This is a genomic window from bacterium (assembly GCA_022616075.1).
Taxonomy (GTDB): domain Bacteria; phylum Acidobacteriota; class HRBIN11; order JAKEFK01; family JAKEFK01; genus JAKEFK01.
The window spans coordinates 1-15,911 of record JAKEFK010000342.1 but is presented as its reverse complement, the minus strand read 5'-3'; the positions used below and the strand labels follow the sequence as shown (position 1 = coordinate 15,911).

At 48.6% G+C, this 15,911-nt stretch carries 16 protein-coding genes; 11 read left to right on the top strand and 5 right to left on the bottom strand.

What is annotated here, in order from left to right; all coding sequences use genetic code 11:
* Positions 1-188 precede the first annotated feature (188 nt).
* Positions 189-1,451 carry a protein kinase gene (locus tag L0156_26705; GenBank protein MCI0606591.1) on the top strand — a complete coding sequence of 421 codons (1,263 nt, stop codon included), beginning with the start codon at positions 189-191 and terminating at the stop codon, positions 1,449-1,451.
* A gap of 111 nt (positions 1,452-1,562) precedes the next feature.
* Complete coding sequence (locus L0156_26700; GenBank protein ID MCI0606590.1) at positions 1,563-2,861, top strand: HEAT repeat domain-containing protein; 1,299 nt, start codon at positions 1,563-1,565, stop codon at positions 2,859-2,861.
* Positions 2,862-3,002: 141 nt separating this feature from the next.
* Here L0156_26700 and L0156_26695 read toward each other — a convergent pair whose 3' ends face one another.
* The 4 genes from L0156_26695 to L0156_26680 form a co-directional block, all read right to left on the bottom strand.
* Positions 3,003-3,884 carry an alpha/beta hydrolase gene (locus L0156_26695; protein MCI0606589.1) on the bottom strand — a complete coding sequence of 294 codons (882 nt, stop codon included), beginning with the start codon at positions 3,882-3,884 and terminating at the stop codon, positions 3,003-3,005.
* A 49-nt stretch (positions 3,885-3,933) separates the two neighbouring features.
* Complete coding sequence (locus L0156_26690; GenBank protein ID MCI0606588.1) at positions 3,934-4,509, bottom strand: hypothetical protein; 576 nt, start codon at positions 4,507-4,509, stop codon at positions 3,934-3,936.
* A gap of 56 nt (positions 4,510-4,565) precedes the next feature.
* Entirely contained in the window at positions 4,566-5,225 is a 660-nt protein-coding gene (phoU, locus tag L0156_26685) for a phosphate signaling complex protein PhoU (GenBank protein MCI0606587.1), read from the bottom strand.
* Between the two features lie 97 nt (positions 5,226-5,322).
* On the bottom strand, positions 5,323-6,228 hold the full coding sequence (locus L0156_26680) for a formamidopyrimidine-DNA glycosylase (GenBank protein ID MCI0606586.1): 906 nt from the start codon (positions 6,226-6,228) through the stop codon (positions 5,323-5,325).
* 270 nt (positions 6,229-6,498) lie between these two features.
* On the opposite strand from L0156_26680, the gene L0156_26675 reads away from it, so the two are divergent.
* The 3 genes from L0156_26675 to L0156_26665 are packed head-to-tail and all read left to right on the top strand — an operon-like array spanning position 6,499 to position 9,452.
* Entirely contained in the window at positions 6,499-7,581 is a 1,083-nt protein-coding gene (locus L0156_26675; GenBank protein MCI0606585.1) for a c-type cytochrome, read from the top strand.
* A 31-nt stretch (positions 7,582-7,612) separates the two neighbouring features.
* Positions 7,613-8,728 carry a histidine kinase gene (locus tag L0156_26670; protein MCI0606584.1) on the top strand — a complete coding sequence of 372 codons (1,116 nt, stop codon included), beginning with the start codon at positions 7,613-7,615 and terminating at the stop codon, positions 8,726-8,728.
* On the top strand, positions 8,700-9,452 hold the full coding sequence (locus tag L0156_26665) for a LytTR family DNA-binding domain-containing protein (protein MCI0606583.1): 753 nt from the start codon (positions 8,700-8,702) through the stop codon (positions 9,450-9,452). Before L0156_26670 ends, L0156_26665 begins: the two co-directional genes overlap by 29 nt.
* Positions 9,453-9,484: 32 nt before the next feature.
* Here the strand turns inward: L0156_26665 and L0156_26660 are convergent, their stop codons facing one another.
* Positions 9,485-10,795: a hypothetical protein gene (locus L0156_26660; protein MCI0606582.1), complete on the bottom strand. Its 1,311-nt coding sequence runs from the start codon at positions 10,793-10,795 to the stop codon at positions 9,485-9,487.
* A 90-nt stretch (positions 10,796-10,885) separates the two neighbouring features.
* On the opposite strand from L0156_26660, the gene L0156_26655 reads away from it, so the two are divergent.
* From L0156_26655 to L0156_26630, 6 genes are all read left to right on the top strand, one after another.
* Positions 10,886-11,899, top strand: a complete 1,014-nt coding sequence (locus L0156_26655) for a guanosine monophosphate reductase (protein MCI0606581.1) — start codon at positions 10,886-10,888, stop codon at positions 11,897-11,899.
* Between the two features lie 130 nt (positions 11,900-12,029).
* Complete coding sequence (locus L0156_26650) at positions 12,030-13,175, top strand: ABC transporter substrate-binding protein (protein ID MCI0606580.1); 1,146 nt, start codon at positions 12,030-12,032, stop codon at positions 13,173-13,175.
* A gap of 134 nt (positions 13,176-13,309) precedes the next feature.
* Positions 13,310-13,750, top strand: a complete 441-nt coding sequence (locus tag L0156_26645) for a hypothetical protein (protein MCI0606579.1) — start codon at positions 13,310-13,312, stop codon at positions 13,748-13,750.
* A 9-nt stretch (positions 13,751-13,759) separates the two neighbouring features.
* Positions 13,760-14,788: a glycosyltransferase gene (locus L0156_26640; protein ID MCI0606578.1), complete on the top strand. Its 1,029-nt coding sequence runs from the start codon at positions 13,760-13,762 to the stop codon at positions 14,786-14,788.
* Positions 14,785-15,471, top strand: coding sequence for a metallophosphoesterase (locus tag L0156_26635; protein MCI0606577.1), 687 nt, complete (start codon positions 14,785-14,787; stop codon positions 15,469-15,471). Before L0156_26640 ends, L0156_26635 begins: the two co-directional genes overlap by 4 nt.
* Before the next feature lie 84 nt (positions 15,472-15,555).
* The coding region (locus L0156_26630) for a hypothetical protein (protein MCI0606576.1) at positions 15,556-15,911 on the top strand (356 nt) is incomplete at its 3' end.

The window sequence follows — 15,911 nt, the reverse complement described above, 5'->3', positions numbered from 1 at the left end:
TCGTTACATACCACAGCGGGTATGCGCCTCGCTCGCGCCTTGCCATCAAGCCTGCGAGCCAGCAGCATATGTCATCATATTTATGGGAAGGGACACTAAGTCCGATCCTGGCAACTCATTCATCCGGTAATCTCGCATCTTGCTGAAAGGTCTGGTTCGTTAGCCAAGAATCCGGTATATTTCCAGATATGCAGCAACCACCTGAAATTCCCATGCCGACTATTCCATTCGATCCGAACGCAATCAATTGGGCGGATATTATCGGAACTGCCGGCGGAGTCGTAGCATTCGTAGTGGTTGCAATTTTGGTGTTTACTTGGATGAGGCAACGACATGAGCTGGCCAAACGGAAGCTCGAGATAGAAGCATCCCGAACTAGCCCCCAGATTCAGGTAAAGGAGGATCAAAATGAGGTTCGCCGGCTAAAGGAAAGACTGGAAAACCTGGAACTGTTGATTTGCCGTCTGGACACAGAGATGAACCAGCAATGGGAGCGTTCTATGTTAGGAACGAGCGGTGCATTTTCCGGAGAACCAGGTGCTGTCAGCCAGATGCCTACAGCATTTGTGAATATGATTTCGGCGCTCGAAGGTCGCTATCAGGTGTTAAAGGAGCTCGGACGTGGCGGAATGGGCATTGTATTTCAGGCACATGATAAGCAGCTGAATGAGCAAGTTGCGCTCAAAATTATTTCTCCCATGCTCAGTACAGATCCGGAATCGCTGGAACGATTAAAGCGCGAGGTGACTTCTGCGCGACGGATCGCGCATCCGAATATCATCCGTATTTTTGATATTGGGGAGAGTAACGGCTTGCATTTCGTATCGATGGAATTTTTTCCCGGGCAAAATTTGAAAGAATTCATTCGCAATCACGGGGCGCTTTCGCTCATTCAAGGAAGCAATATCGTATTCCAGATCTGTGAGGGCCTGGAGGCGGCTCACCGCCAGCGTATCATCCACCGGGATTTGAAATCTCAGAACATCCTTATCGGGCCGACCGGCAACCTGAAAATCATTGATTTCGGACTGGCACGCCCCATCTATATGGAAGGCATGACCGCAACCGGATTGATTCTTGGAACACCGGAATACATGTCGCCTGAACAGGTGTCAGGAAAGAAAGTAGATGAACGCACGGACATTTATTCGCTGGGCATCATTCTTTATGAGATTTTTACAGGCAAGCTTCCTTTTCGCGGAGAATCAGCAATCTCCGTTGGGTTCCAGCAGATACGCGATGAACCGCATCGCCCACGGGATATCAATCCACAAATTCCGGATGAACTGGAACGAATCATTTTGAAGGCGTTGCAAAAAGATCCCAATATGCGTTACATAGCCATCAGTGAATTAAGGAAAGAATTTGAAAAAATCGCGCAAACGTCTGCTCCTGAAAAAGTCAAAGACACTGCCCCAAGGGAAACAAAGGTTCCCACTCTGAATAACTGAAATCTCGAATTTACCCACGATCATTTGCTGAAATGCAAAACTCACAGCTTCGCACGCCATGTAAACCTTCAACTCCGGTTTCGCGTCCTATCTCTTTCAGGGAGTAGTGTCATGCAACTAACGAAAGTCTGCGTTTTCCTTTTGCTTTTTCTGGCATCCTTCGATTTGTGCGCATCCGTCAAAGTCATCAAACATCCAGACCCCGGCGAATCCTTAGCGGCCCGGTGGAAATGGGCAATTAACAAAGCCCAGGGCGAAGAATTCGAAAACGGTTTTTGGATTGCCTATATGATAAAACGACTGATGCCTGCCAATGTAACGATGGGCCATTTCGATGATAATCGTGTCGCCCCAACACTGATGGAAGTGATCAGCGGAATTCGGCCGACGACGCAGAAAACGACGATTCGTGAAGAAGCAGAAAGCATTTTGAATCAATTGGAGGTTCCTTCTGACAAGATGATATGGAAGGAGATAGCTGTTCTAATTCAGTTCCAGCAACCCTCGAGAAACATCTCCCGTATCAACTTCTCTAATGTGGAACTGACTTTCTCTCTTAAAAATCTTCCGGTTTTCTGGCTGGGAAACGCTGAAAATCAACAGAGCATAGAGATGCTGAAAACTCTGTACCAAAACACGTCTGTATCAAAGCGGCGCGAAGAATTGATCGGCGCAATCGGAATTCATCAGAGCCCTGATCTGGTGATTCCATTTTTGAAGGGTATTGTTGCCGGCCGGGAGGATGCTGCGGTTCGCAAGAGCGCAATTTTCTGGCTCGGACAGACTCAAGAACCTGCGGCCTTGAAATTCCTTTTGAACGTTGCAAGCACGATTGAGCATACGGAATTGGGAAAGTCGGCCGTGTTTTCGATCAGCCAGATGAAATTTCCGGAGGCGAATCAGGCCCTGATAGAGCTCGCCAATCAAAAAGACAATCGCGTTGCTCGCTTGGAAGCAATCTTCTGGATCGGACAACAGGGATTTGATGAAGCACCGAAAATTCTCGAACAGATTGTTTTCCATGACGGCGATCAAGAAGCGCAAGAAAAAGCGGTTTTCTCATGTTCTCAGCTGAAAAGAGAACTGGGGATTCCAGTACTTATCAGGATTGCAAGGAATCATAAGGAGTCGAGAATCCGCGAGGAGGCGATCTTCTGGATCGGACAAATCGGGAGTGAAGCAGAAGGAGAGATGCTGGAAAAGGTAGTGCATCATGACCCGGATCGCAGTACCAGAAAGAAGGCAATCTTTTCCATTTCTCAAATGAAAAAGGAGATATCGATTTCACGTCTTGAGCGAATAGCGAAAACACATCCGGAAACGGAAATGCGAAAAGAGGCGATCTTCTGGCTCGGTCAGATGAAGGATCCTCGTGCAAAGAATGTGTTGTTGCAGTTTCTCAAGAAGTAATTGTCCCGCCTGCTTTCTAGCGGATTAGTTCAATCAACAACACAAAAGCGGAAAAGGCGAGGCAGCTTGCAGCAACAAGATTGTAGTGAATGCGTGCGGTGATTTTCCACCATCGTTGCTTCCAGGCCAGAATTGCCATCCCTAGAACGGCCGGTGTGAGTCCAACAACAAACCATGGCAAAGCCAGGATCCAGGAATCAGACGTGGGAAGCCCGAACGCGAACAGGAAGGGATTGTCGGTGGCAACCCGCAGAAAAAGGTCAAGGAGATTTTGGTGCATTCTGAAGTCGGACTGGCCCCATGTCCCGCGCCTGGTATCTCCACAAAAGTACTAACAGTAAGTGTGGACGCCGCAATCCGGCCATACGAAGGAGGCGTTATCGGATCGAACTCGCCCGCCAGGATCAGGGTGGGAATATCGCTTTGCACCGGTAAACTCTCCTGGGAATCTGCACGAACATCATGCCACGCTTTGCAAAGAGCTTGCTCATCTACCAATTCATGCCACACTCCAAGTTCAGGATATCGTCTTCGTTCTGATTCAATCTCCGACTGTGGACTCAAGGGCGCCATTTCGAAACAATCCACTGCATATTGAAGCCCAACATTCAGGTCTTGAGAATCTCGCACGAGGCCTTCCGCGATTGCTCTCAGGACTTCTGCATTCCGGTTTTTCATCTCCCTGATCAGGAGTGGAGTCAGGCGAATAAAACGATAATCGTACAATCCCTGGAAGATTCCCGCAGCTAAAAGTGTGCCGTCCACTACAAGTCTTCCTTCAGGAAACCGGTTATCGAGACCTGTAATAATGATCGGGGTTCTCTCCAGGTTTTCCAGAACAGAATAAAAATCCTTTTCCAGTTCGGGAAACGTTTGCCTGCATTGGGCATCGGCATTGCACTGATCAAATACAAGACGAAGCGATCGTGCAAATTGGGAAGGCGCATCGACCCAGTTACGAACGTTGGGCGGCGAAGTGGAATCCAAAATCACGCTTCGGATTCCTTGTGGCGTATCACGCATAGCAGTCAGCGCCAAACGCGTACCATAGGGAAAGACCGATCAAATTCCATTATTGATAACCGAGGGCTTTGCGGATATCTTCCAGATCCTGAGCGCTCACTTTGCTGTTGTATGCTGAGAAATCGATCCCTTGCTTCAGTAATTTCGCGCGGCATTCTTTCAATTTGTTTGTCTGAAAAGCGGTTTGCTTTTGAGGCGAGAGTCCTTTAAAGGCTGCTGTAAAAACCTCGTAAAGCTCAGGACAAAAGGCAGGGTCGGAATAACCGGTTCCTCTCTGATCAAAGAAGACCAGATCTCTCTTTTCGCGAAGTTTATTCCAAAATTTACTTTCTGTTCGCTGAGGCGTATAGAATACCGATCTTTGTCCCGGACCACCGGATAAGAAAACCAAAGGATCCCGACTCGTTGATGCGCCGTTGTTATGCATGACCACAACAGCCAGCCGTAGAGTGCGCCCATTCGGATGATCCCGATTCTCCGGTACCGTCACGTAACCGCAGTCCACTCCGTCAAGTTTGTCGTTCGCAAAGGGACAGTCGGATTTTTCCAAACGCGGAGCAAGATTTTCGGCGATCAAAGAACGGACAGGAACCAGAAAGAAAAGAAATATCAGTAGAATTCGCATGGCTTCCTATACAGTACGGAGGGAGCCGATGAAAAAGATCGGAATGAGTTCTTGATTTATCCCTCGGCGTGATGTCGAATGTCCTTTCCTTCCACGAGGTAAACAACATCTTCTGCAATGTTGGTTGCGTGATCGGCGATTCTCTCCAAATGCCGTGAAATCAGAATTAACTGAAGTCCAATTGGAATCGTTTTTGGATCCGAGATCATGTAGGTCAGGACTACACGAAATACCTGGTTCTTCAGGGCATCAACGGTATCATCGCGAAGGAGCACTTCTCTCGCTTCCTTCGCATCGGATGTGAGGAATGCGTGAAGTGAATCGCGAACCATCTCTTTTACTATTTCCGCCATGTCCGGAATATCCATCATTCGTTTCAACTCAGGATGCTGCAGGAGTATTTTCATGTTCTCGGTGATATTGACCGCTTGATCGCCAATTCTCTCCAGGTCTCCGCTAATTTTCATGCTCGCGATGATGAAACGCAGATCATGCGCCAGAGGCTGTTGCAAGCAAAGGAGTCGATTCGCGTGATTGTCAATTTCCAGTTGGAAATGATTCACTTCCGCTTCCATTTCCGGAATCTTATTGGCAAGCGAAGCGTCCCTCTGAACAACCGCCTGGATACTGCAGTGAATCATCTTTTCAGCAATACTCGCCATTGTGAGAAGTCGCTCCATCAGTGCATGGAGGCTTTTGTCAAATCCGTTTCTCATATAGCGATTTTGAAAAGCTCCTTACCCAGTAGGGTAAACCGGGGTTTGCAGAAATGCAAAGCTCAGAGCTTATCCTCAAGACGTGGAATCAAGGAATTCACTTTTGTTTCGTGTTTCGAAGTTCCAGGTCTTCGATCGATTTTGGCCAGTCTTCTTTTAAGAGGCGCGATAAAGCGCGATCTGCGAGAAGCCGGCCCCCGGTCTGGCAAGAGGGACAATAGTTTGTTTCGTTCGAAGCGTAGCGGATCCGTTGGATTGTAGTTTTGCAACGCGGGCAAGGTTGTTTGAAGCGGCCATGAACCGCCATTTCGGGGCGAAAGGCCGTCACTTTTTCCGGAAATTTGTCACGGTATTGCTCGCGGAGCCGGTCAATCCACTGAGTGAGCGTCACGCGCATTGCCTGGAACAATCGATGTATTTCCTCAACTGTGAGCTTTTGTGTCATTGCGATCGGTGAGAGCCTGGCCTCAAATAAAATCTCATCTGAATAAGCATTGCCGATCCCGCTGAATAATTGAGGATCGGTGAGAGAGCGCTTAAGCGTGTGATTCTCTGATTGAAAAACGTTTGAAAATTGTTCGAAGCTGCACTGCAGGACCTCCAGCCCTCCTGGATCCAGTGCGCGAAGACCCGCTTCTCCAGCAATCACATGAAGCGAAGCGCGCTTCTTAGAACCCGCTTCACTCCAAAGAAGAGACCCTGCTGGAAAATCAAACGCGGCAAAATTGCGTTGCGGCGAAATCTCTGCTCCGCGCTCGCGCCAGTGCAAACGTCCGGCGATCATCAAATGCAATACTAACCAGAGATCGTTTTCGAGACCGATGCAAATGCGTTTTCCAATTCTGCGAAGTTGCCCAACCTTCTTTCCCACAACACTGCTCACGGGTGGTGTTGCTGTGCGGAGCAGAAATGGACTAACGATGCGGATGTCTTCAAGCGTTTCGCCAAGTATCCGCTTCTCCAACGCTTCTATATAAACAACGATGTCTGGCAATTCAGGCATGGTTCGAATTCAACGGTTCAGGAAATAGTTTCAGCTTGATGTTAAATAACTGATGAATTTATTCACGGCGCCTCCACTGTTATATATCATTTCTTCAATTTGGCCGTTAGCGCGTTCTAATCAATGTCGCGGACGTCCGCGCTACTAATTCTTACCGTTGTAGTTCATTACTGTTTTCTGCCATCCGGTCGGCTTTTTATACGCCTCGTTCCATTCTGGTTGCTTGATCTGAGGACTTCCTTCTAAGCTGTGAAAATGCGGAGGCAACCTATGTACAAAGTCTTGCTTGGAATGATCCTGATTCTTATGGTTCTCAACAGACACGGTATGACTGATGACAAAAAATCGGATAAGGGGTTCAAAAACGTCCATCTATTCACAAAACTTTCAGACGCGGAACTCACTCGAACAATGAATTTCATGAGAGCTTCTCTTGGAGTTCATTGTGATTATTGCCATTTTGTCGGTAAGGATGGATGGGATTTTGGAAGCGACGCCAAGGCTACGAAAATCAAAGCGCGGCAGATGATCAGTATGGTTACGGAAATCAATAAATCAAATTTCAAGGAGGAACCGCTTGTTTCCTGTTTTACGTGTCATCAAGGCCGGATTCGTCCGAATGGAACTCCTCCTTTACCGCAGTCAACGCCACCTTATCCGACTCCGATTCACGCACCCCAGATTGCCGAAATGGATGCAAGCCAGATTTTAGATCGATACGCTCAGGCCACAGGTGGAGCAGCCGGTGCCGCAACTCGCAATGCCCGGTCTATCGTGATGAAAGGTACCACGGACGAAACCTGGAAAAGAAAAGTCGTCCCGTACGAGGTGTACTATAAGGCTCCGGATAAATGGCTTTTGAAGAAAACTCTGGAAGATGGAGTATCGATGTACGTTCTCAACGGAGCGGAAGGATGGGCACAGGAAGGTTTGGAAACGCGCATCATGGCCGAGCGGGAGCTGGCCATGGTCCGTGACACGATTCATTCTTTGCAGCTTCTTCCGGAGTTACCTTCTTTTAAACCGGTGGCGGTTACGAAACGAACGATAAACGATCGATCTGCAATCTCGTTGGAGTACAAGCATTCTAATGACGTTTCCGAATTTTTCTACTTTGATGCTGAAACTCATTTGCTGCTGGGGAGAAAGCGATACACGCTTTCGCCGGTCGGGTCGATTCCTGAGCAGATCCATTATGAAAACTACAAAGAGCTAAATGGCGCTCGCATTCCGTATACCCTGCGGTCGGAATATGTGGATCCATGGATCGGCGGAATCCGTAATTTCACTGAAATTCTTCTGAACGTGCCGGTGGAAGACGCTCAGTTTCAAATGCCATCAGACCGGCGGTGACGTACAATGAAATTTCATGGCGGGTCAGAGAATGAAAAAATGGGCTCTATACGCGCTACTCTGGCTTCTGCTGGTCGTGTGCTTCGCGTTTCAGGGCTATCTCGCGTATGCCTTACGCGGAAATCGCCCCTGGTGGCTCGGTCTTATAGCCTGGGAAGGAATAAGCTGGGCCCTTTGGGGAATCCTGGCCCCTTCCATTTTTTCATTTGTGAAACGATTTCCGCTTGTTGGAAAACGCAAAGCGCATCACCTGGCGCTGTATGTCCTAGCAGCGGTGCTATTTTCATTGCTTCATCTGGTTCTAAATGTGATTCTGGATTGGCTGGTTTTGCGAATCTTTGCGGAGCCGTACGGCAGTTTTACGGAAGCGCTTCAGGCAAACTTCTTTTCGCGCATCACGTGGAGAATTTTTCTGTTCGCAACGATCGTCGTTGCCAGCCATGGATGGGAAGCGCACCTAAGATATAAGAAAGAAGAACAGCGGGCATCCGACTTACAGGTGCAACTAGTTCAAGCGCAGCTGAAAGCCTTGAAAATGCAGGTGCATCCCCATTTTCTGTTCAACACACTGCATTCTCTTTCGGAGTTGATCCATCGTGATATTCGCGCGGCTGATGAGCTTGTTGTGCGGCTGGGAGATTTTTTGCGCATGACCCTGCAGAATTCCGGAGAGAATCAGGTTCCTTTGAGTAAAGAACTCGAGTTTCTTCAATGCTATCTGGAGATTGAAAAGGTTCGTCTTCAAGAACGCCTTGAGGTGCTGTTCGATGTTGATTCGGCGGCGCTGAATGTTCTTGTGCCTAACCTTCTCCTTCAGCCGATTGTCGAAAATGCAATCCGGCATGGTATCGCTCCAAGATCGGCGCCGGGCAAAGTCGAGATAAAAGCGGTTCGGGTCGATTCTATGTTGCGAATTGAGGTGCGAGATAATGGCCCGGGCTATCCAGAATGGAAAGGCCCTGAATCCTGTTTCAAAAAGGTCTGGGGCTTTCCAACACACGCGAAAGATTGGAAAAGATGTATGGAGCGAATCAATACTTGCGTCTTGAAAACGCACCGGCAGGGGGTTTCGTCGTGTCTATGGAAATTCCCCTGGAAAGTGGAAAGGGTGCGATCCTATGATTCGTGTCATTGTTGCAGAGGATGAGCCGCTTGCGCGAAGCAGGATCGTGCGGATGCTTACGGCGGATCCGGAGATTTGCATCGTTGCAGAATGCACCTCCGGACTGAGTACACTGGAAGCGATTCGCAAGAAAAAACCGGATTTGATTTTTCTGGATGTGCAAATGCCGGAGATGAGTGGCTTCGAAGTCCTGGAGGCGCTGGAAGATTATGAAATTCCTCACGTCATATTTGTTACTGCGTTTGAGAAGTATGCGCTCCGCGCCTTTGAACTTTACGCGCTGGATTATTTGCTGAAACCTTTCAATGAAGCCCGGTTGTTGAAAGCGTTGACGCGAGCCAGAAAAGAAATGGAGAAAACTAAGGAAGGGCAAATCCATCAGAAGTTAGCCACGCTGCTGGAAGAGTTTCGAGCTCGCCCCAAACAAATCAATCGTGTTCTGATCAAGGAAGAATCGCGCGCGTGGTTTCTGAAAGTAGAGGAAATCGATTGGATTCAGGCTGAGGCGAAATACATTCGGATTCGATCGGGCAAAAGGGCTTACCTTGTGAGAAGGTCACTGATTCAAATGGAGGCGGATCTAGATCCCACTCTGTTTATTCGCGTCCACCGTTCTGTGATTGTCAACCTGGATCGGATCCATGAAATTCAAACACTTTCCAGTGGTGAAACAAAAATCAAAATGCAAGACGGAACCTGTTGGACCGTCAGCCGTTCCTACCGGAAAAATCTCAGAACCATTTCCTGACCCAACATATGCACCATTCTTCGACGAATATTTTATACGGGTTGTTCCGTTTCCTTCTTTGCGAATTGGCGGCCCGTATAAATGCTCAGCACAACCAGAATCACCATCACAATGACCGTGACCAGGCTTAGATAGCGCGCTGAAGCTCCTTTCAATCCGAGCATGCCAAGGCCGATCAAAATATAGATACCGAGCCCTTTCGCCAATCGTTGAATGAACATGTTTGTAAATGCGCGGGATTTGTATTTATCTTCAGGCGTTGTCACAGCATAGAGCGACTCACGTGAAGTTTGTTGAATCGAATAGTTCAAACCATTATCCGAAACAAACAAAAACATGGCGACCAATAAAGTTGGAACCAGGAAGAAAGAAGTTGCACTGAAGATCAAAGCCAGAGGCAACACAAGCAAAGCCGCCAGCACTCCGAGTTTCCTCATGATGAATGAAACCAGGAAGAGCTGAACGGTTACGGCAAGTAAGTTTGCATAAAAAGAAGCTTTGACAACATAAGGTTGTACAGCTTCCTTGTCCAGAGATTTGGTGAACAGGGAAAACTGATAATCATTGACCTGCGATCCGATTTCGTAGAAAAACATTAAACCCATAATCGCGAAAAGGTATTTGGAATTGAAAGTTAAACGCGCTCCCTCTACGGCGGCTCCAAAACCGGATTGTGTTTTCAGGGGTGCGGTGACTTTCTTAAAGGCGGTGGAACGGTTCACGAGTTGTTCGGTCAGGAATATTACGACAACCAGCAAAATCATTAAGCCCGCAGCAAGTGTCAGTATGTTGGGTGTTCCAAGCGGTTTCAACAATACTACGGCGGTGGTAGCTCCGAATATTCCGCCAACGACTCCGCCGGTTCCAATCGGTCCGTACAGCCTTTTGGCCTGATCAGGATAGGTGATGTCCGTCAAATACGCCCAGAAGGCCGCGACCATCATTGTTGTCAAAAGATCGCCCAGCAGATAAAACGTCCAGATGCTCCAGCCCGGCGGTTGAGGTGCTGCAAGGACCCGGCCCAGTGAAAAAAAACTGACGGCAAAAAAGCCGCCCAGAACGTAAAGCAATACGTGCCGTTTCAAATGATTTACCAGATACGTGTAGACGACAACCGCTACCACTGAAATCAGAATGTTGAGCAACTTTGCTCTCAACTCTGCATCTGCGTCAAAGACTGACAGGAACAGTCCTTTTTTCAGCGGCCGTACCATCTGAAAAACCACGATGAACAAAAAGAAGAACGCGAACATGAGCAGAACTATCCGAAGTTCCTCTTTGTTGAAATCAAATAGAGCACGAAGGGGATTCTTGCTGGTTTGTTCATTCTTTTGGTCTGCCATATTCTCCCAATCTCCTGACGTACGAAACATCTTACATCAGTTAATGCACGGTATAAATGGCATTAATATTGTTTATAAAGAGGTGTTCTGATGCAGCAAATGGCGCTTACTTACGATGATGTCCTTTTGATCCCTTCCTACAATCACTATGAATCGAGGAGAGTGGTGGATACCTCGATGAAAGACCGGTCAGGGAAACTCCAACTGGATCTTCCGGTGATGACTTCGAATATGGACACCGTTACGGGGCATGAAATGGCGAATTTCATCGCGTCCCACGGCGGGATCGGCGTGTTGCACCGGTTTTGGCCGGCAGCGAAAAATGTGGAGGAATTCAAACTCTGTCCGCAAAAAACATTTGTGTCTGTCGGAACCGCGGAGAATGAGCTGCAACGCGCGGAAGCTTTGCGGGACGCGGGAGCCGACTATTTCTGCATCGATGTAGCTCACGCGCATGGAAAGTATGTGGGACGCACGCTGAAAACGTTGCGGGACATGCTTCCTGAAAGCTGCATCATGGCGGGAAATGTTGCCACGTATGCAGGCGCAGACTTCCTTGCATCGTGCGGAGCTGACATCGTAAAAGTCGGGATCGGCGCAGGTTCTGTCTGCAGCACGCGTTTGAAAACGGGCTTCGGTGTTCCGATGCTGACTGCAATCCTGGAATGCGCCAGAGTGGATCGATCAATTGTGGCGGACGGCGGAATCCGTGTTCCGGCGGACATTGTGAAAGCGCTCGCATTTGGCGCCGATTTTGTGATGCTGGGAGGCATGCTGGCTGGAACGCGCCCCACGCCCGGTCCGGTGATCACAAATGAAAATGGTGACAAAGTGAAGGTGTACCGGGGGATGGCGAGTCGTGAAGCTCATGAAGAACAGGTCGGGCCGATGCCGGAGTGGAAAACAGCGGAAGGGATTGCAGTGGAAGTCCCTTATCGTGAAGATGAGGATCTGATTCTGGCTGATATCATTGGCGGCCTGCGATCGGGTATGACGTACGGTGGTTCTATCAACATCCCTGAGCTGCAAAGGAAACTGGATTATGTGGTGATTTCGCAGGCAGGTATCATCGAAAACTATCCGCATAAGCTGTTGTCCCGTTGATCCAGGAAAAACTCGGGATGGTCACAAAATATTAGGGAGCGCAGGAGTCCCGCCTGCATTATGAGCGCAGGCTTCCAGCCTGCATTAAAGGCCGCGGGCGTCCTGCCCGCTCCGTTCAGTCGGAGGGTTCATGAAACGTTTACTTTTAGCTCTGATCGCGATTGTTGTGATTCTTTATCTCCCGTCTTGCAAGAAAGAGAATCCCGTTTCCGAAGAGATTTTGATTGGTGAATACGGTTCGCTTACCGGCACAACCGCCACTTATGGGATTTCGGTAAAGAACGGGATTGACATGGCGATTCGAGACGTAAATGCTGCCGGGGGCGTTCTTGGCAAAAAGATCCGTGTGATCGTGGAAGATGATCAGGGCAAGCCGGAAGAAGCTCAGACCGTTGTTACCCGGCTCATCACAAAGAATCGAGTGGTAGCGGTGTTGGGGGAAGTCTCTTCGTCGCGGAGTTTGGCTGCGGCCCCTGTGTGCCAGCAGAACAGGATTCCCATGATCACTCCATCTTCTACAAATCCGCGCGTTACCACTGTTGGTGACTACATTTTCCGGGTTTGTTTTATCGATACATTTCAGGGTTTTGTGATGGCCCAATTCGTTTCAAACAATCTGAAGCTTAAAAATGTCGCAATCCTTCGAGACATCAAGAATGATTATTCGGTCGGCCTGGCGGATGTATTTACGGAAGAATTCCAAAAACGCGGAGGCCGCATCGTTTCCGATGAGAGCTACAGTGAGGGGGACAATGATTTTAATGCGCAGTTGACGCTGATTAAATCGAAAAATCCTGAAGCGATCTTCATTCCCGGTTACTATACCGAAGCGGGACTTATCGCGCGTCAGGCGCGAAATCTGGGGATTCTAGTTCCGCTGCTGGGTGGAGATGGCTGGGATTCGGGAAGCTTGTGGGAGATTGGTGGTACTGCTTTGAACAATTCTTATTATTCCAGTCATTACGCCGCAAAAGACCCGAATCCGGTGGTGCAGAAATTTGTGCAGGACTACAAGAAGCAGTACGGACAATTGCCGGACACTAATGCGGTCCTTGGCTATGATGCTGCATCGTTGTTGTTTGATGCGTTCCGTCGCTCTAATTCAGTAGATCCGGCGCGCGTTCGGGACGCACTGGCTTCTACGAAAGATTTTATCGGTGTCACCGGCAAGATCGAGATCGATGAAAATCGCAATCCTCGCAAACAGGCAATTATCTTGAAGGTCCGCGATGGCGAATTCGATTACGTGGAGACCATCCCACCCCAAAATAAGTAAAACAAAGTAGCGTAGGCGTCCCGCCTGCGGTTGGCGCAGACGAGACGTCCGCGCTACTATATTTTCTGATGGTCCGCGCATTCCTTCTTTTCCTCCTCCTTCTAAGTGCGTGCCGTGAAGCACCCGAAGGCGTTTTGATCACACTTCCTGGCGCCAAGGACGTAAAAACCCATCATTTGCGAGGCATGGACGTTCTGGAATATGAGCTAAACGCAAGATATCCGGCAAAAGAACTGATTGCACAAATCGGAAGCCGATTGAAAAATCAAGGATGGAAGCCGGTTCCCTATATCTATTTGTTTCCCAAAAATGAATCGTCTCAGGTTCGTGGCTGGACATTCTTCAACGATCCACCGCGTGAACCCGTCTGGGTGATCTACGAATGGACCGGCGATTGGCTCGATCGGCAGGGCAATCTACTGACTTACACTTTTCGTTACAAGGATCCAGCTGCAAAATATCAGCAGAGCACCTTCATCCTCAAACCTGTGGACAACCGTATGTTCATTACCGCTATCTATACACCGGCCGGCATCGCCCGGCACAAACAACGCATGCTGAACCCGCAAAAGTAACGGCTTCGAGTGAAAGTCACTTACTACTCCAAGTATTCCAACCTGGGTCCGAGCAGCCGGTACAGAGCTTTTCAATTTGTGGAATCCTTTCGGTCTGCGGAAATTGATTTCCGCATCTCACAGCTATTTGATGATCGATATTTCGATATTCTACGAATGCATGAGCCTTTTCGCACGATTCGAAAAATCCCCTATACGCTTGCTCGATTCCGTGAACGGCAATTGGTCGCGAGAAAGGACGACTCGGACCTGAATGTGATTGAACAACAGCTGTTCCCCTATCTGCCATTCGCTTTCGAAGAGAAATATCTTTCGCGCAGCTATTTGTTTGAGTTTGACGATGCCATCTACATAACGCACCCATGGAAGTTACCCAGGCTGATTCGTGGCGCGCGTGCGGTGATCGCGGGGAATCATACGCTTGCAGAGTATGCGAAAAAATTCAACGAACAGGTGCACATTGTACCTACAGTTCTGGACACGGATCTGTTCAGGCCGCTGCCGAAGAAGTCCAGCGACCGTCTGATTCTCGGATGGTCCGGCCTGGAGTACAACTTTCCTTACGTTCAGCTTCTTTCACCGGTGTTGGAAAAGCTGACGCAAGAATTTCCAGTGGAAATCGTAATTCTTTCCGGATCCCGCCCGCGCAGTTTTGCATTTCCTTTCCGGTTTGAAAAATGGGATCCTTTCCGCGAAGTGGAACAGCTCCAGTCGTTTGATATTGGTTTGATGCCGTTAAGGATGGATGATTGGTCCCGCGGAAAATGTGGATTTAAACTCCTACAATATATGTCGCTTGAAATTCCGTCCGTTGCGACGCCGGTCGGCGTGAATCGCGAAATTGTGCAACACGGAGTGAACGGATTTCTGGCGCAGGATCTTCGCGACTGGGAAAGTTGCCTGAGTCAGCTCATTTCAGATGCGAATCTTCGCGAGTCGCTCGGAAAGGCCGCGCGCTCTACAGTATTGGAGGGCTACTCCACGCGTGTCTGGTTTCCAAAACTGCTGTCCATCTATCGCGAGTACTCCGGATCATGAAGACGCTGATTGTGGGCGATATTCAGGGCTGTTATCAGGAATTTCTGGAGCTTTTAACGCTTACTGGAACCACAGCAGAAGACTCGATTGTCACTGTCGGGGATCTTGTGGACCGTGGTCCTGATTCTCGATCGGTTGTCGACTTCTTTCGAAATACACCGGGAGCAAAATCTGTTCTGGGAAATCACGAGCGAAAACATATTCGATGGTTCCGTGGGGAAATAACTCCCGAGGTCTCACAGGAAATTGCCCGCGCTGAATTCGGTGAGCAGGAGTATAACGAAGCAATCGGATTCATGGAATCATTTCCCGTTTTTGTAGATCTTCCTGAAGCGATTGTGGTCCATGCGTTCTGGGAGCCGGGTATTTCACTGAAGGATCAAAAGGCTCGCGTTCTGGTCGGAGGAATGAGCGCCGAGAAATATGTTCAGGGTGTTTGTAAGAATCGCCCCTGGTGGGAGTTATACGACGGCCCAAAACCTCTGATTGTCGGACATCATGATTATTCGAAGCATGGTGTGCCATTGAACTATCAGAATCGTGTGTACGGCATTGATACTGGTTGTTGTTACGGGCGTGCACTTACAGGATTGATTCTGCCTGACTTTCGATGTATTTCTGTCCCTGCCAAAAGAGACTATTGGGGAGAGATTCGGCAAAAGTATAATTACCCGATCAGGTAATTTTGAACAAAAGCTCGCAAAGGGCGCAAAGATTTTTTTAACTTCGCGTTCTTTGCGTTCTTCTGTTCAAAAAAAGAGGTAGTTATGCGGAAAGTATTTTTTTGGATACTGGTTATGGTGATGAACCGCTATTCTGAAACAGAATCATTTTTAACGCGGGCTGAAAAAACACAGTTTCAAGAGACGTCTCGCTATGACGAGACGGTTGAGTTCTGCAAACGTCTGGAAAAAGAATCTCCGTGGATCAAATTCTCCAGCTTTGGGAAGAGCCCTCAAGGAAGAGATTTACCTCTGCTGGTGGTCTCGAAGAATCAACGTTTCACGGCCGATCAAGCAAGACGATCGAATGATGTTGTGCTGCTCGTGATTAATGGAATCCATGCTGGAGAAATTGCCGGTAAGGAAGCGAGCTTGATGCTGGCGAGGGACGTTGCCGTTAC